Genomic DNA, 17,318 nt, shown 5'->3' with positions numbered 1-17,318 from the left:
CGCGGTGAAAGGCCCACAAGCGCGGCTCCCGGCGTCCGACTAAAGCACGGCCTGAACGACCAAGGAGATACGACGTCAGCGGGCAACCACCCCGATTTTCAGGCCAGAACGGCCTCCTCCACCAGGGGAGATCGGAGACTAAAGCGGGTGCCGCAGGTTCGAATCCTGCCGGGGGCACCAGGTTCGGCCAGCAGCAAAGCGCCCTTGACCAGCGGTAACGCGAGCCAAGGGCTTTTTGATGTGTCCGGTGAGCTACGGCAGTCATCGATCATTTGCGGCCAGTCTTTCCCAATGCCTTCCCACGACAGCCTGGAACCTCGATCGCAACGTCAAGACGCGCCGGCGCATGCCGGCCACCGGGCGGGGATGCTTTCGATACTCGGCCCCCCGGAGGGCAACCACCACCTGGGGCGTGGGTGGCCACGATGCCGCACGAGACGTCGTTTCGATGCTCGGCCGCATTGGAGGGCACCACCACTACCACTACGACGGCTGATCGGCCGACATACCAGCCACCCGGCCCTCGGGTGGTGTGCCCCGGGTTAAGTGGAGGCGGCTTTCTGGATTCTTGTGCCACTTGATGAGAGGAAAGTGGCATGGGGCGACAGGGCTACTCGCCGGGGTTCCGGCGCAAGGTATTGAACTTGCTCGAAGCGGGCCGCACGGTTACCGAGCTGGCCCGTGACCTGGAGATCAGCACTCAGACGATCTACACTGTGCCGGCGGCAAGACCGCATCGGCCGGGGCAAGTGGCTGTTGCGGCGCCCCCATCGCCGTACAGAGCGCTGAGATGGCCCGTGGAGGGGCGCCTGTAAGAACCTTGCACGAGCCCCAACCAGGTTGATCTGTCTGACGAAGGGTGCCGTGCCCGGCCGGATAGGTCGTCCTGTCGCTTGCTGCTGGCAAGGAAGGTTCAGTCGTGCGCCCTGACTCCGTCCCAGGACACCTGCTTCAGTCCACGAACCGAGCTGGCCCAAGCCGCCGGCGGTCGATTTCGACCCGGAAGACATCGCCGCGCGCGTAGTGGCCGATGGGGTCGAAGTTCTGCCGTTCTTGCCGGACTATGGCCGGTTGGGCATCGGCGATGATGAGCCGCTTCTCACCGGAGACTGGCGGTGCGATCCACTGGCCGTCGGGCCCGGCGATGGCCGAGCCGCCGTCGCAGTTGGAGACGCGGTCGGCAAGCCGGTCGCGGAAGGGAAAGTCTGCCGGGATGTCCTCGTAGGAGAACAGCGCGCCCGTGGCCAGTGAGTAGACCCGGCCTTCGCGGGCGATGAAACGGGTGATGTCGGTGGTCGCACGGGTGGAGCCGGGCCAGACTGAGATGTGCACGTCCTCTCCCTGGGCGTACAGAGCATGCCGGGCCAGCGGCATCCAGTTCTCCCAGCAGATCAGACCGCCAACCTTCAGCTCCCCGGCCTGGTGCACGCGTAACCCATGGCCGTCGCCGGTGCCCCAGACCAGCCGTTCCTCGTGGGTCGGCATCAGCTTGCGATGCGCGCTGACGATCCCTTCACCAGGTGAGATCGCCAGCAGCGTGCAGTACACCGTGCCGTGGACTCGCTCGGTGATGCCCAGGTAGGTGAAGACGCCAAGGTCCCGGACGGCCTCGATGATGGTTCGCACTTGCGGCCCGTCTATCTCGACGGCCGCGTCCAGATAGGCGGCGTAGGCCCGCTTCTGCTCAGGATCGTTGAACCTGGCTGCGTCGGTGTGCTTCACCCAGAACGGGTATCCGGACAGGAAGGTCTCGGGGAAGGCCAGCAGGGCGACGTCGTCGGCTGCGGCTTTGCCGAGGAAGTCGAGCACCTTCGCTGTTCCGGCGGCCAGGTCGAGCCAGGGACAACGGGCTTGGGCGGCGGCGATACGCATGCCGTGATCTTCGCACCGCATGCTTTACGTGGCTACGGCGCGACCTTCGACAATACCTCGGCACTGACCGACTTGCGGCTGGGCAATCCCAAGGCCGACCGGAAGTGGGCAATTCCGGAAGTAGGAGTGCCCGCCGGCGTGCCTGAGAGCTTCCATTCCCCCATTTCATCGACTATCGTCGATTAACGATGAATGAGGAAAAGGGACCGCTGCCGCGCGCGGAGGCTGAAGAGTACGCAAGCTGGTTCAAGGCCCTGGCGGACGCGACGCGGATCCAGATCGTGTCGTTGCTAGCCCGGCGGCGCGCGCCGATGAGCGTGGGCGAGATCGTGACCGCGTCCGGGGTGGGCCAGTCCACCGTCTCGCACCACCTGAAGATCCTGGCCGAGGTGCGGTTCGTGCTGGTCGAGAAGCAGGGCACGTCCAGCCTGTACCGGATCAACGAGAACTGCGTGAGCTGTTTCCCGACCGCCGCCGACGTGGTCATGGGCAACCCGGTCCCGGCCGCGCCCACCTGCGAGTGAAGGAGCTTCGGCATGGCGCACGACGAGATCATCGACCACTACTCAGCCCTGGCCCGCGCTGCAGACTCGGGTCGAGTCGTCGCCGACTGCGGGCAGGACGCGTTCGAGCAGGGCTGCTTCGGCGCGGCCGGTTATGACGAGCTCGGCATGCTGCCAGAGGGGGCGGTGCGGGCCAGCCTGGGCTGCGGCAACCCGGTGGCCGTCGCCGAGCTGAAGCATGGTGAGACGGTGCTCGACCTTGGCTCGGGCAGCGGCATCGACGTGCTGCTTTCAGCCCGCCGAGTTGGCAAGCAGGGCAAGGTCTACGGGCTGGATGCCAGCCCGGACATGCTGGCGCGGGCCCGGCACAACGCCGAGCAGGCGGGCGCGACCAACGTCGAGTTTCTGCACGGCACGATCGAACGCGTACCGCTGCTGGACCGGTCGGTGGACGTGATCATTTCCAACTGCGTCGTCAACCTGTCCGGCGACAAGGCGGCGGTGCTGGCCGAGGCGTTCCGGGTACTGCAGCCGGGCGGCCGGTTCGGCGTCAGCGACATCGTGGTCGACGGCGAGCCGAACGCGGCGCGGCGGGCGGCGGCCGAGCAGCGCATCGGCTGCGTCGCCGGGGCCCTGCCGGTGGGCGAGTACCGAGCGCTGCTCGTGGCGGCCGGGTTCATAGACGTCCGCATCACGCTGACCGCTGGCCACGGCGACGGTGTCCACTCGGCGATCGTCCAGGCCGTCAAGCCCACGGCCGGGCCGGGAATGGAGATCCGGCCGATGCGCCCAGCTGACGCCGAGCAGGTGCTGACCATCTACCAGGCCGGCCTGGACACCGGGCAGGCCAGCTTCGAAACGACGGCGCCAAGCTGGGAAGGGTTCGCTGCCGGCAAGCTGCCGTACCTGCGCTATGTGGCCGCCGACATCGAGACCGGCGAGATCGTCGGCTGGGTGGCCGCCTCGGCGGTCTCGGCCAGACCGGTGTACGCGGGGGTCGTGGAGCACAGCGTCTACGTTCATCCAGGCTGCCAGGCACATGGCATAGGCCGAGCCTTGATGTCGACGTTCATCGCGGCCAGCGAGGACGCCGGAGTTTGGACCATCCAGTCCGGGATCTTCCCGGAGAACGCCGCCAGCCTGTCGCTGCATCAGGCTCTGGGCTTTCGGGTGGTCGGCACTCGGGAGCGTATCGGCTGCCACCACGGCATCTGGCGCGATGTGCTGATGATCGAACGGCGCAGCACGGCAGTGGGCCGCTGACGAGCCGCCGGGCTGGGCTCGCTCAGAAAACTGGTGGCGGGCCTTCAGGGTGGCACGAGCGGGTGACCAGGTCGTTGTCCATCTGAGGTTCATCTCGGCGTGTCCCAGCTGATATCCACGGACATCAATATCGATGCCCATGGATACGCTGAAGGTGCTGGACTGCTGCTCGCCGCTGGCGCGTGAGCCGCTGGACGAGGAACAGGCAACTGGATTGGCTCGGGCCTTCAAGGCGCTGGGCGATCCGGTACGGCTGCGCATCGTCTCCATCGTGGCCAGCCACCAAGGCGGCGAAGCCTGCGTATGCGACCTGACCGCGAGCTTCGACCTGGCCCAGCCGACGATCAGCCACCACCTCAAGGTGCTCAAGGATGTCGGCCTGCTGACCAGCGAACGGCGGGCCTCGTGGGTGTACTACCGGATCGTGCCGGAAAGGCTCGCCGAGTTGTCCGCGTTGCTGGCGGCGCCCGTGGAGGTGGGCAAGTGAAGCGCCCTTTGCTGGCCGAGTTCCTCGGCACCGCGCTGCTGGTGACGGTGGTGGTGGGCTCAGGCATCATGGCCCAGACGCTGTCCCCGGGCGACGTCGGGCTGCAGTTGCTGGAGAACTCCACCGCCACCGTCTTCGGCCTCGCCGTCCTCATCGTCGTGCTGGGGCCGGTCTCCGGCGCCCACTTCAACCCGGTGGTGTCGCTGGCCAACTGGTGGCAGGGACGGCAGAGCGGCCAAGGTCTGTCCGGCGGCGAACTTGGCGGCTACGTGGTGGCCCAGGTGCTGGGCGCCATCGGCGGTGCGGTGCTGGCCAACGCGATGTTCGACAAGCCCGTGGTCGCCCTGTCGGTCACCCAGCGATCGAGCGCGCATCTGTGGCTGGGCGAGGTGGTCGCGACCGCCGGCCTGGTGCTGGTGATCTTCTGTCTGACCCGGTCGGGTCGTGCGGCCGTCGCCCCGCTCGCGGTGGGCGGCTACATCGGGGCGGCCTACTGGTTCACCTCCTCCACCAGCTTCGCCAACCCCGCCGTCACCATCGGCCGGGCCTTCTCCGACACCTTCGCCGGCATCGCGCCCGCCTCGGTGCCCGGCTTCATCGTGGCCCAGCTGGTCGGCGGCGTCATCGGCCTGGTGCTGGTGCACGGCCTGTTCGGTCGTCCTGAGGTGGGTGCCGAAGAGCCGGTTGTGCCCCATCAAGAGGCGCGCTGACCAGCGGCCGCTTGACACCGAGGAATACCTCAATAATCATTGACTCAATGAACATTGATGGGTTTTCCTCGCTGGAGGCCCGGGCTCGGGTGCACGCGGCGCTCGGCGACCCGGGCCGGCTGGCCATCGTGGACCGGCTGCTGCTGGGCGACGCCTCCCCGGGCGAAGTCGGGCAGGTGCTCGGCCTGCCCACCAATCTGCTCGCCCACCACTTGAAACTGCTGCAGGACGCGGGCGTGATCGAACGCCACCGCTCCGAAGGCGACCGCAGGCGCACCTACCTGCGCCTGGTTCCGCAATCCCTGTCCGGTCTGGTGCCCGCGGCAGCCCGTCCTGCCCCGCGCATCGTGTTCGTCTGCACCCACAACTCCGCACGCTCCCAGCTGGCCGCTGCCCTGTGGAGCCGTACCAGCGCCGTGCCCGCCACCTCAGCAGGCACCCAGCCCGCATCCCGCGTCCACCCCAACGCCCTCGCCCTCGCCGCCCGCCACGGGCTGGACCTCGGCCATGCCGCGACCCGCCACGTCGAGGGAACACTGCGTCCCGACGATCTGGTGGTGGCCGTGTGCGATGCCGCCCACGAGCAGCTCGCCGACCTCGAACGGCTGCACTGGTCCATCCCGGACCCGGTCCGCATCGGCAGCGACGAGGCGTTCGAGCGCGCCTACACCGACATCGCCGACCGCGTGCAACGGCTGGCACCCGCCATCCATCCTCCCGAGGAGTAGCCATGCCGCAGACGTACCGCCGCCTGGACCTGCCCATCGATCAGCAACACGCTCTGCTCACCGCCGCCCGCCGGCTCGCCGAGGAATTCACCGGCACGTTCGGCACCGAAACCATCGAGCGGTTCCTGCACACCAGCTACGACCAGTTCGCCCTGCACAGCACGATTCCCAACTACCTGCCGCTGCTCGCCGAGCGCTTCGCCCGCCAGCGCCTGCACGCCCTGGCCCGTGTGGAGGGCCACAACAACGGGCGGCCCGTCGTGCTGTTCCTGTGCGTGCACAACGCCGGACGCTCCCAGATGGCCATGGGCTTCTTCCAGCACCTGGCCGGGGACCACGCACTGGCCTGGTCCGGCGGCTCGGAATTCGCCAGCGAGATCAACCCCACCGCGGTGGCCTCCATGGCCGAGCGGGGCATCGACATCTCCCGCGAGTTCCCCAAGCCGTGGACCGAGGAGATCGTCCGCGCCGCCGACGTCGTGGTGACCATGGGCTGCGGCGACGCCTGCCCCGTCTACCCCGGCAAGCACTACATGGACTGGGAACTGGACGACCCCGAGGGCAAGAGCGCCGAGGACGTGCGGCCCATCCGCGACGAGATCGAGCGCCGCGTCCGCCGGTTGCTCGACGAACTCGAAGTCCCCACAGCCTGAAGATCAAACAGCAAGAGAAGGAGCCCGTCGCGTGAGTGACAAGCCCAGTGTCCTGTTCGTCTGCGTCCACAACGCCGGCCGTTCCCAGCTGGCCGCCGGGTGGCTCGCCCACCTGGCCGGGGATCGGATCGAGGTCCGCTCCGCCGGTTCGGCGCCTGCCGATCAGGTCAACCCGGTCGCGGTCGAGGCGATGCGCGAGGTCGGCATCGACATCACCGCCGAGCAGCCCAAGATCCTCACCGTGGATGCGGTCGAGGCGTCCGATGTGGTCATCACGATGGGGTGCGGCGACACCTGCCCGATCTTCCCGGGCAAGCGGTACGAGGACTGGAAGCTGGACGACCCAGCCGGACAGGGTATCGAGGCCGTACGACCCATCCGCGACGAGATCCGTACCCGGATCGACAAGCTGATCAGCGAGATCCTGCCCGGGGATTGAGCCCGAGGAGGGCTGGCAGGTGGGACTGGCGCCTCCTGAAGAGGGGTTGCATCCGGTACCCGAGTACAGGCTTACCGTCGAGACATGAGTATTCGCCGGAGCACTACCAGCGCCGATGCTTCATGGGCACCGTCGGCGTGCACCTTGCCCAGTGCGGAACAGCCACTGCGAGTGGCGGAGTTCGCCGCCTTGTTCGCTGCCTCGCTGCGCGGCCTGGAGCGCGAGGAGGCCGGCATCCTACGACTGGAGTTGGACGGCGCCGCCGAGGTCGAAGCCCGGGCGCGTGATCTGGCGGCGCGAGAGAGCACTTGCTGTTCCTTCTTCGCCCTCTCCTTCTCTCGCACCGATCAGGACCTGCTGCAGATGCGGGTGCGGGTGCCGCAACAGCACCGCGCGGTGCTTGATGGGCTGCAGCGGCAGGCTGCAGACGCGGCCGGGTTGGCGTGATGACCGCTCAGCCGTACGTGGGGTTGCGCAGCGGCCAGGTGGCCGAGGCGGCGGGGGTCAACATGCAGACGTTGCGCTACTACGAGCGGCGCGGCCTGCTGGCCGAGCCGCAGCGCACCTTGGGCGGGCACCGTCTGTACCCGCCCGAGGCGGTGACGCTGGTACGGGTCATCAAAGCAGCACAAAGTCTGGGATTCAGCCTGGATGAGGTGGCCGAGTTGCTGAAGGCCGGACACCACCACACCGACGGGCCACACCAGGCACATCACCGGCCGGGCCGACAGCACTCCGACGTCGATCTGCATCAGCGCGCTCAGGTGAAGCTCGCCGAGGTCCAAGCAAAGATCGCCGACCTGACCGTCATCGCGAACACGTTGCGGGCGGCGATCACGGCCGGCTGCGACGATCTGATCGCCTGCGCGGCCACGCCGAACTGTCCCTTGCCCTTCGCAGACCTGGCCGATGCGAATCTTCGCGACCAGAGCGCATAGGTCAGCGGACGGCGCCGATCTTGGGCCACACCTCGACTGGCAGAGATTCCCACGTTCATAGGGTGAGTTCATGACCGTCCTGCGCTCAGTCGCCGTGTTCATCCTGGCCGCCGTCGCCGAGATCGGCGGCGCCTGGCTCGTCTGGCAGGGATGGCGCGAACACCGCGGCGCGCTCTGGATCGGCGCCGGCATCCTCGCCCTGGGCGCTTACGGCTTCGTCGCCACCTTCCAATCCGATCCGCACTTCGGCCGCATCCTGGCTGCCTACGGCGGCGTCTTCGTCGCCGGATCGCTGGCCTGGGGCATCGTGATGGACGGCTTCCGCCCCGACCGCTGGGACATCATCGGCGCGCTGATCTGCCTGATCGGCGTCGCCGTCATCATGTACGCACCGCGTGGCTGAACCCACCACAGCCCGAGGATTGGACGAATTCGCGACCAGGCATCCGACGACGAAGCAACTCATCAAACATTTCGACGAGCTTGGCTCATCAAGAAGCTTGAAGCTGACGAGTGATCTCGGCGACCATCTGCCGTGCAGTACGGCCTGCGCCGATCAGGGTGGCGGAGGCAGAGCCGGTCCAGTCTCCATAGCCGAGAAGGTGCAGGCGGGGCTCGGCGACGGCGCGGGTGCCTTCGGTGAGAATGAGGCCATCGGGCCGGCGGAGTCGCAGCGGGGCCAGGTGTCCGAGGGCGGGGCGGAAGCCTGTGCACCAGATGATGGCGTCACAGGCCAGTTGGCTGCCGTCGGCCCAGGCGACACCGGTTGGGGTGATCCGGCTGAACATGGGCTCGGCTTTGAGTGCTCCGCGATCACGTGCCTCGCGCACCGCTGGCACGGCGACGATGTCGCCCAGGCCGCCGACCCCCTCGTCGCTCTGCCCGGCCAAGGCGGCGCGATGGCGGCGGGTGGCCAGGTCGAACAGCGCCCGGCCGTCAATGTCGTCGGGCAGCAAACGCGGCGGGCGCCGAGCTACCCAGGTGGGCTGCGCGGCCGTGGAGAGTTCGGCCACGATCTGGGCGGCGGAGTTGCCGCCGCCGACGACCACCACGCGTTGACCGCGGAAGGGCTCGGGATCGCGGTAGTCGACGGTGTGCAGTTGCTCGCCCTGGAAGTCGCTGATGCCTGGGTAGTGGGGAACGTACGGACGAGACCAACTGCCCGTCGCGCTGACCACGATCCTGGCCGCCCAGCCCCCCTGATCGGTCTCGGCCAGCAGACGGTTCGCGTCGGGCCGTACCGCCTTTACGGTCACGGGGCGGACGATGGGGAATTCGTAGCGCCGTTCGTAGTCGGTGAGGTAGGAGACGGTGTCATTGGCGCTCGGGTAGCCGCCGCCGGGCGGCTGCGGCATCATCCTGCCGGGCAGCGAGCTGTACTGGGCGGGAGAGAACAGCCGCAGGGAGTCCCAGGTATGCCGCCACGCACCGCCGGGGCGGTCCTGGGCGTCGAGGATGACGAAGTCGGCTCCGGCGCGGCGCAGGTAGTAGCCGGCGGCCAGCCCGGCCTGGCCGCCGCCGACGACCAGAACGTCGACCGGGCGGATCACGCGGAGACAGACTCGGACAGCGGGGTGAACAGGGTGCCGAGCTTGTTCACCGCCTCGGGGAGGATTCGGTAGTAGACCCAGGTGCCGCGCCGCTCGCCGTCGATGAGGCCGGCGGTGCGCAGCACCTTCAGGTGGTGGCTGATGGTGGGCGCGGTCAGGTCGAAGGCGTCGGTCAGGTCGCATACGCACGCTTCGCCGCCCGCGTGGGAGCCGATCATCGACAGCAGGCGCAGCCGTACGGGGTCGGCGACCGCCTTGAGCATGACCGCGAGCTCGGCCGCGTCGCTCTCAGACAGCGGTTCACGCGCGATCGGTGCGCAGCACTGGCTCGTGACCGCAGTCATCCGACCCTCCTTGATTCGAAATCTGTCGAAATTATAGGCGGTGGTAGGTCAACAGCGCGAACGCGGCAATCGCGCACGCCAGTCTGACTGCGCCCGCCGTAGTCGATGGTTCGGGTGATGGCCAGGGCCGCCACGATGCGCCCGCTCTGCCGAGAAACGCGACTGACCGCCGCCCTCGGTGTTGAGGGCGGCGGCCTGGGCAGTGAAGCTCATGCCTGATCCGCTCAGCCGCAGCATCCGCCGCCATCGGAGGCGGAGACAGTGGCCAGCGGGAGCGGCGTGGACAGCAGGCCGCCACTGATGCCGGTGGCCAGTCCGACACGCTGCTCCTGGGCCTCGGCCAGGCTGGAGGAGCACACGCCGGTCTCGGGCAACTCCAACTGCACATCCCGTGCCGCCTCCCAGTCCCCGGCCAGAGCGGCGACGACCGAGCGGGCCTGCTCGTACCCGGTGGCGAGCAGGAAGGTGGGGGCGCGGCCGTAGCTCTTGACGCCGATGGCGTAGTAGCCGGGCTCGGGGTGGGTCAACTCGTCCACGCCGTGCGGCGGCACGGTGCCGCAGGAGTGCTGGTTCGGGTCGATGAGCGGGGCGAGCTGCCGGGTGGAGCCGAGGATGGGGTCCAGGTCCAGGCGCAGCTCGGCGGCGATGGAGTGGTCGGGGCGGTAACCGGTCGCGCTGATGATCCGGTCCACGGTGATCGACTGCTCGGCGCCGAACGGGTCGCGGCTGATCACCTCGACCCCGCCGTCTACGGCGGCAACGCGGTGAGTGAAGAAGCCGGTCACGAGCTGGATGCGGCCGGAGGTTACCAAGGCATGTAGGCGGGTGCCGAGCGCGCCGCGGGCGGGGAGCGCGTCGGCCTCGCCGCCGCCGTAGGTGCGGCTGGCGTTGCCCGCGCGGATCGCCCAGGTGATCGGGGTGTCGTCGAGTTGGGCCAGGGCGAGCAGGGTGGTGGCCGCCGAGTGGCCCGCGCCGACGACCAGAACGCGCGTGCCCTCGTACCGGTCGCGGTCGGTGCCGAGCACGTCGGGCAGGGCGTGGTCGATCAGTCCGGCGACCGTCTCCTCGCCGTGGGCGGGCAACCCGCTCGCGCCGAGCACGTTGGGGCTGAAGTAGGTGCCGGAGGCGTCAATGACGGCGCGGGCCTGCAGGTCCTGGCCATTGTCCAGGCGGATCAGGAACGGTGCCTGCTCGCGACCGTTGGTCCGGACCCGGTCGTAGCCGAGACGGCTGATCGCGCTCACCTTGGCGCCCAGGCGTACCCGATCGCCGAGGGTCTTGGCCAGCGGTGCGAGGTAGTTGTCGACGAGCTCGGCGCCGGTGGGCAGCCACTCCGGCTCGGGCTCGCTCCAGCCGCTGGCCTTCAGGAGGCGGCGGGCGGCGGCATCGATGTTGTACTTCCACGGGCTGAACACCCGCACGTGCCCCCACTTGGCGACGGACGCCCCTGCCTGCTCCCCTGCCTCCAGGACGAGGAAGTCGAGGCCGCGTTCGGCCAGCTGCGCGGCGGCGGCCAGGCCGACCGGGCCGGCGCCGATCACGACCACGGGCAGGGCATCGGTCTGCTCGGCCGTGGTGAACTGCTCGATCTCGATCGCGGTGGTGCCGCAGCATCCATCACTCATGAGTGTTCTCCCTGATGAGACGGGACTCCAGGGGCGAGCAGCCGGAGCGGAACGCACCGCCACCCCTTGGATAGACGTTCTTCTAATCAATCGGCAGCATGCCGCACTGATTAGAGAGATGTCAAATTAGAGCTTTGTCGAAGCAGCCGGGTTGCCGGCTGGGGCCAGCTTGCGCAGCAGGTAGCGGGCGTCGGCGCCGACGCCGCGCAGGCTGTTGGAGGCGGGGGTGCGTTGCCACTCCAGCCCGAGGTAGCCCAGGCCGCGGTGCGTGGTCGACAACCCGCCGGCCTGGCGCGGGCGACCATCGCCGCTCAGCGCGCCCATCGGTGCCAGATAGTCCAGGTTGAGGCGGTAGCCGGTGGCCAGTAGCACCACGTCGACGCCTTCGCGGCGGCCATCGGCCCACTCCGCCTTCTCGCCGTCGAGGCGGGCGAACATGGGATGACGAACCAGTCGCCCCGAGCGCAGCGCCTCGCGGTAGCGTCCGGGGTCGAGTACCGGCCCAGTGGGTGGGCGGTCGGCGCGGCGCAGCGGCAGCCGGTCAAAGCCCGTCACGCGGAACCAGAAATGCACGTCCCGGCCGAGCGGGCGTTGCGACAGGAACCGAATCGGGGCACGGCTGACCAGCGTGACAGTGGCGTATGCGGCAGCCAGCCCGGACTGCCCGGCCCCGACGATCAGCACGGAATCGGAATGGACGGACATGCCCGCGACGTACCGTCATTTCCTAATATGCCAATATGTTGATGTGAACGGTAGGGTGCGGACAGAAGGGAGCAGGCATGGCCGAGACCACAACATCTTCCGCAGGGTCCGCGATCCCGGCTACGCCCGAAGCGATGGCGCCGTCTTGCGCGTCGAGCGGGCCGGACGGCGACGGTGACGCCTCGTGCGCGCCACAGCTGTCCCAGGCCACCCACGATTTCCTCAAGGCGCTGGCCAACCCGGGCCGCCAGCAGATCATGCTGCTGTTCGCCCGGGGCGCCGAGTTGTCGGTCAACCAGGTCGCGGAACGCGCCGGCATCAGCCAGTCCGCCGCCTCCCAGCAACTGGCCCTGCTGCGCCGCGGCGGCATCGTCACCTCCCGCCGCGACGGCAAGGAAGTGCTGTATCGCGGTGACCGCGAAAGCGTCGCCCACATCCTCGGCGATCTCCAGGACTACCTGCGCTTTTGTTGCTGAGCGCCCGATGCCTTGATGGCAGTCCACCACTCCAGGAGCAGGAACGGGCTTACTACCGCTGCACCCAGGATGAGTACACCGCGACCTGCCCAAGAGCGGACAAGGACGCTCAGCTCGTTGGGCCTAGCTACACGAACGCTGTCTGCTGCCCTCAACGCCCACCAAAAAGACTTCTGCACACTCGCGCCTTGAAACCCTCAAACTGAGCACACGCCCGACGGGGCGCGCGACTGTGCCTGGTTCCGTGCTTGTGCCTCACGTGATGGTGCCGTCGCTTGAGGGGATTGCCCTTACCACGCTTTCGATGGACCTTCCGCTCAGACACTGGCCGTGAGGCGGATTTGGAGGCCGCATTGGTTCGGGTAACGACCGGCGATGGACGTATCGGTAGAGGAGTGGGGGAGGCCGGCGCATCTGGCCCTGTCCCGACCGACATGGCTGCGATGTGCGGAGTTGATGACTGTTCAGGCCCTTGGACTGCCTGTCCTACCGAGAAACCCAGCCCGCAGCCGAAACCCAGGGTTCCAGTGAACGCGAGCGCCAACCACAGTCCTCGCCACCTCCGCCGGGGCGCGGCCGGCGTACCGCGAAGGAAGGCAGACGGTGGAAGGTTGTTCATGGTCACCCCTCGGGTTGCGAGCAGATAGTTAGTAGACGATCACGTTGAGATATTAGTCCGCGTGAGCGGATCCGGAGGGAGCCCGGTCCGTGCATCGGGCTCCCGCTGGTCAACGCGCTCCTATTCGTCCAGGGCAGCGGAGATACGGCGCTTGGCGGCCTCGTCCTGGCCGACGATGCATTTGGCATAGATACGCAAGAGCACATCCACGCTGTGTCCCGCCCACTCGGCGACCTGGGGCGCCGGGACTCCGGCGTTGAGCCACATGGACACGCAGGCGTGGCGGAGGTCGTACGGCCGAGCGGCCAGCGGTGAAGTGAACTCCTTGTCCGTCAGTGCGGCCTTGCGTGCGGCTTTCCAGGCGCGCCGGTAGGTGATGAACGGCAACTCCCCTGCCTTGACCCCATAGAACAGGCGCCCATGTGGCCCCCTGTCGAAGGCCGCGAGGTGGGCTCGCAGGATGCGCACCAGAGGGGGCGAGGGGTCCCAGTTCTCCATCGCGTCGCCGTCGCAGCCGGCGACCCCCATGCCGAACGCGGTGCGGCACAGCGCGGCCGCGACGGCTGTCTTGATCGTGCGGAGCATGAGGTCCTCCAGTGAGGGAGTCGACGCCGGGATGATGCGCACGGTGGTGTAGCGGGAAACGCAGACGGAGCGTGGCCGCGCTGTAACGCTACGGATCGGGTGGTCCGAGATCGTCCCCGCACGGTGGACATTCGCCGGTAGCTCGTGCGAGGGACAAATGCGGTCTGCCGGGCAGGGCCGCGATCGCCGCGCTCTAACGTCCGGTGCGGACGTCGCGGCGGCGTCGTACGACGAATCGCATGCGCGCCTGTCCCCCGTGCGAGCTACTCGCGAATGTCCACCGCGCGGGGACGATTTCAGGCCGCCGAATCTCTAACGTTTCCCGGCGTGGCGGCGGCGCTCCGCCGCGGAGTCCTCCACGTAAGAGAGTCGTCATGCGGTTGTTGAAACAGCTCGTCCCCGTCGCGGTAGTCGCCTTCGCCGGCGGCATGATCGTGGGCGCGGTGCAGGGAAGCCCGCTCCTCACCCTGCTCCTCGGCGTCGCGACGGCCGTGCTCGCCGTACTCGTGTACGCCCGGATGGTGCGCTGGTCTGAGCGCCGCGCACCGGTCGAGGTGGTCGCGAAGGGCGCCGTCGCCGCTATCGTCCGCGGGATGCTGATCGGTGTCGGGATGTTCGCGGCCGTCATCGTGAACATCGCCTTCCTGGGCGGCTACCGGATCGACGGCATGGGCTCGGTGCCGGGAGCGGTCGGGCTGGTCGGGTTCATGGCCGCCGCCGCGGTGACGGAGGAACTGCTGTTTCGCGGCATCCTGTTCAGGATCGTCGAGGAGCGCACCGGGACGTGGATCGCGCTGGCGCTGACCGGCCTGCTGTTCGGCCTGTCGCACCTGTTCAACCCGCACGCCGACCTGTGGGGCGCGATTGCCATTGCGATCGAGGCGGGCGGCATGCTCGCCGCCGCCTACGCCGCCACCCGCACCCTGTGGGTGCCGATCGGTGTGCACTTCGGCTGGAACTTCGCCGCGGCCGGCATCTTCGGCACCGAGGTCTCGGGCAACGGCGCGTCGCAGGGCCTGCTGCACGGTGTGACGTCGGGCCCCGCCCTGCTCACCGGCGGCGAGTTCGGACCGGAGGCGAGTCCGTACGCGGTGGTGTTCGGCCTGCTGCTGACGGTCGGGTTCATGTGGCTGGCCCGCCGGCGCGGCAACGTGGTCCCACTCCGGCGCGGCGCGACCGTTACGCTCGCCCAATGATCGAGCGACGACGAGTCACCGACCTGTGGCGGCGGTCCGACGTCACAGGTCGGGATTTACCGTTCGGGCTGCTGATGGCCGCCGTATCGCTCCTGCCGGCGCTCCACGGTAAGGGGACGCAGGTCGGCGACCTGCCGGCCCGCCCCTTCGACGCGCTGGCCATCGTGGTGATCGCCTTGGAGTGCCTTCCGCTCGCTGTGCGGCGGCGGTGGCCGGCAGTCTGCCTCGTCCTGGTGTCGCTCGGCTTCGCCCTCGACCAGATCCGCGCCTACCACGTGTTCGCGAGCAACGCGATGCCCATTGCGCTCATCAGCGCGGGCGCCCACCTGGAGCGCGGCCGACGCGTCACCGTGGTCCTCCTTTCCATGGCGTACGTGCCGCTGGCGCTCGCGCTCGGCCGGCTCGGCGCGACCGAGAGGCCGGAAGGGTACGTGGTGTTCTACCTGGCACTGGCTCTCGCGTGGGGCATCGGGGCCTGGCTGCGCTCCACCCGCGCCGCCGAGGCCGAACGCCGCCGCCACGTCGCCGAGGACACTCGCGCCGCCGAACGCACCCGCATCGCCCGCGAGCTCCACGACGTCGTGACCCACCACGTCACGGCGATGGTCGTACAGGCCGAGGCCGCACGCTACCTGACGGCCGCGCCCGATCGCCTCGACGCGACACTGAGCGCCGTCACCGACACCGGCCGGCGGGCCATCACCGACCTGCGGCACATGCTCGACCTGCTCAAAGCCGATCACGACACCGACGTCAGCATGCCCTCCGCGGGTGAGCTCCACACGCTCGTGGAGCAGACCCGCCGGGCCGGGCAGCCGGTGGAGCTCACCGAGGAGGGCAGGCCGGCGGAATCGGCGGGCAGCGCCGAGTTCGTGACCTATAGGGTCGTGCAGGAATCCCTGACGAACACCCTCAAATACGCCCACGGCAGCCCCACCGCGGTCCGGGTGCGCTACGGCGAGAAGGAAATCAGCGTGGAGGTCAGCACCGACGGCCCCGGCTCCCGGGCCGCCTTTCCCAGCGGGAGCGGACGCGGCCTGGCCGGGCTCCGTGACCGGGTCGAGGCCCTCGGTGGCGAGTTCAGCGCCGACCGGCAGGCGGGCGGCGGCTTCCTCGTCCGGGCCCGCATCCCCGCCGAGAACCCGTCGTGACGACACCGATTCGGGTCCTGATCTCCGACGACCAGGCGCTGATTCGCACCGGCTTCGCCACCATTATCGACGCCCAGCCCGACCTGGAGGTGGTGGGCGAGTGCGGCGACGGCCGCGCCGCGGTCGACCTCGCCCGCCGGCTCGACCCCGACATCGTCGTCATGGATGTGCGCATGCCGATCCTCGACGGCATCGAGGCGACCCGCCTGCTGGCCGGCGCCGGGGTGACGGACCCCGTCAAGGTGCTCGTGGTGACAACGTTCAACCTGGACGAGTACGTCTACGAGGCGCTGCGCGCGGGGGCGAGCGGCTTCCTGCTCAAGGACGCCCCACCGGCGCAGCTCCTGCACGGCATCCGCACCGTCGCCTCGGGCGCCGCGCTGCTGGCGCCCGAGGTGACGCGGCAGCTCGTCGGCCGGTACGCCTCCCGGATCCGCCCCGCCGAGGCCACGCCGGACAACGTCCCGCTGACCCCGCGCGAGCTGGAGGTGCTGCGCCTCATCGCCGACGGCCAGTCCAACAGCGAGATCGCCGCCACGCTGGTGATCAGCCAGGAGACCGTCAAGACGTACGTGTCACGCATCCTCACCAAGCTCGACCTGCGCGACCGCGTGCAGGCCGTGGTCTACGCCTACCGCCGAGGCCTGGCGACCTGAGGCACACCGCCCGGAAACTTCGATGGGGCGAACGCCGCAGACGTCAGGAACGGTCCGTGGCCCTGCTCGACTATCAGCGCGCGGCCGTCGGCCCCGGTCCGGCGTGTACACGCGACTAGTGGGCCGAGACGACGTCGAGCAGGTTGAAGAGCTGATCGAGCTGTTGCGGGTCCAGGCGGCCGGTCGCGGGCGCCAGGGCACGCCGGATGTCGTCCTCCACGCGTTTGGCGATCATCGCGCGAGCCATCACCCTCGGCCAGTACGACGAGGACACCATCACCGCGATGCACCCGATCGGGCGCATGGGCCAGCCGAAGGAGATCGCCGAGGGCATCCACTGGCTCCTGTCCGACAAAGCGTCGTTCGTGGCCGGCGCGATCCTGAACATCGACGGCGGCTTCCAGGCGAAGTGACCCACGCGCACACGGCCCGCACGCCCACACACCACGCCATGCGGGCCAGCGCCGGGCCCGCCACGGGTCTGTACGGCCATCGGCGCAACTCCCGATCATGGAAACAGCACCTGATGAGCGACCACGGGCTCGATCGGCGCCCGCCGTTCGTGGACAAGAGCTCACGTATCGCCCTCTCAGCTCGCCGAGCCCCGCTCGATGACCGCGTTAGACGGGAGCATGGTTCCGCTCACTCGCGCGGCACCCCGGACCTCCTCCAGCCGCTGAAGTGCGGTCACTTCTCGCGAACATCGATCATGCTTACGGTCGCCAAGCGCGGTCACAAGTCACGAGCAAGTGCGGTCAGTTCCCGCGAACAAAACCAAACGAGAGTGCGCGACTTTCTTGGGCGGCTTGTGTCTCACA

General features: G+C 68.7%; 23 protein-coding genes. 17 read left to right on the top strand and 6 right to left on the bottom strand.

Features of this window, described 5'->3' with window-relative positions; genetic code table 11:
* Nucleotides 1-596: 596 nt before the first annotated feature.
* A complete protein-coding gene (locus ABN273_RS59455; protein WP_502911020.1) occupies nt 597-815 on the top strand; it encodes a transposase in 219 nt (72 codons plus the stop codon).
* A gap of 136 nt (nt 816-951) precedes the next feature.
* Here ABN273_RS59455 and ABN273_RS14910 read toward each other — a convergent pair whose 3' ends face one another.
* Complete coding sequence (locus ABN273_RS14910; protein WP_349449358.1) at nt 952-1,872, bottom strand: carbon-nitrogen hydrolase family protein; 921 nt, start codon at nt 1,870-1,872, stop codon at nt 952-954.
* 3 nt (nt 1,873-1,875) lie between these two features.
* Here ABN273_RS14910 and ABN273_RS14905 point away from each other — a divergent pair, with 3 nt between their 5' ends.
* From ABN273_RS14905 to ABN273_RS14855, 11 genes are all read left to right on the top strand, one after another.
* Complete coding sequence (locus ABN273_RS14905; RefSeq protein WP_349449357.1) at nt 1,876-2,058, top strand: hypothetical protein; 183 nt, start codon at nt 1,876-1,878, stop codon at nt 2,056-2,058.
* Nucleotides 2,059-2,060: 2 nt separating this feature from the next.
* Nucleotides 2,061-2,396: an ArsR/SmtB family transcription factor gene (locus ABN273_RS14900; protein ID WP_349449355.1), complete on the top strand. Its 336-nt coding sequence runs from the start codon at nt 2,061-2,063 to the stop codon at nt 2,394-2,396.
* 12 nt (nt 2,397-2,408) lie between these two features.
* Nucleotides 2,409-3,638, top strand: coding sequence for an arsenite methyltransferase (gene arsM / locus ABN273_RS14895; protein WP_349449354.1), 1,230 nt, complete (start codon nt 2,409-2,411; stop codon nt 3,636-3,638).
* A 139-nt stretch (nt 3,639-3,777) separates the two neighbouring features.
* A complete protein-coding gene (locus ABN273_RS14890) occupies nt 3,778-4,125 on the top strand; it encodes an ArsR/SmtB family transcription factor (protein ID WP_349449353.1) in 348 nt (115 codons plus the stop codon).
* Nucleotides 4,122-4,835, top strand: a complete 714-nt coding sequence (locus ABN273_RS14885; protein ID WP_349449352.1) for an MIP/aquaporin family protein — start codon at nt 4,122-4,124, stop codon at nt 4,833-4,835. Before ABN273_RS14890 ends, ABN273_RS14885 begins: the two co-directional genes overlap by 4 nt.
* A 47-nt stretch (nt 4,836-4,882) precedes the next feature.
* Complete coding sequence (locus ABN273_RS14880; protein WP_349449351.1) at nt 4,883-5,563, top strand: arsenate reductase/protein-tyrosine-phosphatase family protein; 681 nt, start codon at nt 4,883-4,885, stop codon at nt 5,561-5,563.
* A 2-nt stretch (nt 5,564-5,565) separates the two neighbouring features.
* Nucleotides 5,566-6,216, top strand: coding sequence for an arsenate reductase ArsC (locus ABN273_RS14875; RefSeq protein WP_349449350.1), 651 nt, complete (start codon nt 5,566-5,568; stop codon nt 6,214-6,216).
* Between the two features lie 31 nt (nt 6,217-6,247).
* Entirely contained in the window at nt 6,248-6,655 is a 408-nt protein-coding gene (locus tag ABN273_RS14870; protein ID WP_349449349.1) for an arsenate reductase ArsC, read from the top strand.
* A 171-nt stretch (nt 6,656-6,826) separates the two neighbouring features.
* Entirely contained in the window at nt 6,827-7,102 is a 276-nt protein-coding gene (locus ABN273_RS14865) for a hypothetical protein (RefSeq protein WP_349449348.1), read from the top strand.
* A gap of 17 nt (nt 7,103-7,119) precedes the next feature.
* A complete protein-coding gene (locus tag ABN273_RS14860) occupies nt 7,120-7,593 on the top strand; it encodes a MerR family transcriptional regulator (protein WP_349449347.1) in 474 nt (157 codons plus the stop codon).
* A gap of 70 nt (nt 7,594-7,663) precedes the next feature.
* The gene (locus ABN273_RS14855) at nt 7,664-7,996 is read left to right on the top strand and encodes a YnfA family protein (RefSeq protein WP_349449346.1); all 333 of its coding nucleotides are present in this window, start codon (nt 7,664-7,666) and stop codon (nt 7,994-7,996) included.
* Between the two features lie 88 nt (nt 7,997-8,084).
* Here ABN273_RS14855 and ABN273_RS14850 read toward each other — a convergent pair whose 3' ends face one another.
* The 4 genes from ABN273_RS14850 to ABN273_RS14835 form a co-directional block, all read right to left on the bottom strand.
* Nucleotides 8,085-9,143, bottom strand: a complete 1,059-nt coding sequence (locus tag ABN273_RS14850; protein WP_349449345.1) for an ArsO family NAD(P)H-dependent flavin-containing monooxygenase — start codon at nt 9,141-9,143, stop codon at nt 8,085-8,087.
* Complete coding sequence (locus ABN273_RS14845; RefSeq protein WP_349449344.1) at nt 9,140-9,487, bottom strand: metalloregulator ArsR/SmtB family transcription factor; 348 nt, start codon at nt 9,485-9,487, stop codon at nt 9,140-9,142. Before ABN273_RS14845 ends, ABN273_RS14850 begins: the two co-directional genes overlap by 4 nt.
* A 224-nt stretch (nt 9,488-9,711) precedes the next feature.
* Nucleotides 9,712-11,112: an FAD-dependent oxidoreductase gene (locus ABN273_RS14840; protein ID WP_349449343.1), complete on the bottom strand. Its 1,401-nt coding sequence runs from the start codon at nt 11,110-11,112 to the stop codon at nt 9,712-9,714.
* 126 nt (nt 11,113-11,238) lie between these two features.
* The gene (locus ABN273_RS14835; RefSeq protein ID WP_349449342.1) at nt 11,239-11,817 is read right to left on the bottom strand and encodes an NAD(P)/FAD-dependent oxidoreductase; all 579 of its coding nucleotides are present in this window, start codon (nt 11,815-11,817) and stop codon (nt 11,239-11,241) included.
* A 77-nt stretch (nt 11,818-11,894) separates the two neighbouring features.
* Between ABN273_RS14835 and ABN273_RS14830 the strand changes: the two genes are divergently transcribed.
* Nucleotides 11,895-12,293, top strand: a complete 399-nt coding sequence (locus tag ABN273_RS14830) for an ArsR/SmtB family transcription factor (RefSeq protein WP_349449341.1) — start codon at nt 11,895-11,897, stop codon at nt 12,291-12,293.
* A gap of 739 nt (nt 12,294-13,032) precedes the next feature.
* On the opposite strand, the gene ABN273_RS14825 is transcribed toward ABN273_RS14830, so the two are convergent.
* Complete coding sequence (locus tag ABN273_RS14825; RefSeq protein WP_349449340.1) at nt 13,033-13,497, bottom strand: hypothetical protein; 465 nt, start codon at nt 13,495-13,497, stop codon at nt 13,033-13,035.
* A gap of 374 nt (nt 13,498-13,871) precedes the next feature.
* Here ABN273_RS14825 and ABN273_RS14820 point away from each other — a divergent pair, with 374 nt between their 5' ends.
* The 4 genes from ABN273_RS14820 to ABN273_RS14805 all read left to right on the top strand — a co-directional run bounded on the left by ABN273_RS14820 (nt 13,872) and on the right by ABN273_RS14805 (nt 16,913).
* Nucleotides 13,872-14,693, top strand: a complete 822-nt coding sequence (locus ABN273_RS14820) for a CPBP family intramembrane glutamic endopeptidase (protein WP_349449339.1) — start codon at nt 13,872-13,874, stop codon at nt 14,691-14,693.
* Nucleotides 14,690-15,844: a sensor histidine kinase gene (locus ABN273_RS14815; protein WP_349449338.1), complete on the top strand. Its 1,155-nt coding sequence runs from the start codon at nt 14,690-14,692 to the stop codon at nt 15,842-15,844. Before ABN273_RS14820 ends, ABN273_RS14815 begins: the two co-directional genes overlap by 4 nt.
* Nucleotides 15,841-16,500 carry a response regulator gene (locus ABN273_RS14810; protein WP_349449337.1) on the top strand — a complete coding sequence of 220 codons (660 nt, stop codon included), beginning with the start codon at nt 15,841-15,843 and terminating at the stop codon, nt 16,498-16,500. Before ABN273_RS14815 ends, ABN273_RS14810 begins: the two co-directional genes overlap by 4 nt.
* 224 nt (nt 16,501-16,724) lie before the next feature.
* Nucleotides 16,725-16,913, top strand: a complete 189-nt coding sequence (locus ABN273_RS14805) for an SDR family oxidoreductase (protein ID WP_349449336.1) — start codon at nt 16,725-16,727, stop codon at nt 16,911-16,913.
* Nucleotides 16,914-17,318 lie beyond the last annotated feature (405 nt).

This window comes from Nonomuraea sp. B19D2, assembly GCF_040137845.1.
Classification (GTDB): Bacteria; Actinomycetota; Actinomycetes; order Streptosporangiales; family Streptosporangiaceae; genus Nonomuraea.
The sequence above is the reverse complement of the archived record's forward strand: the minus strand, read 5'-3'. Positions and strand labels throughout refer to the sequence as shown.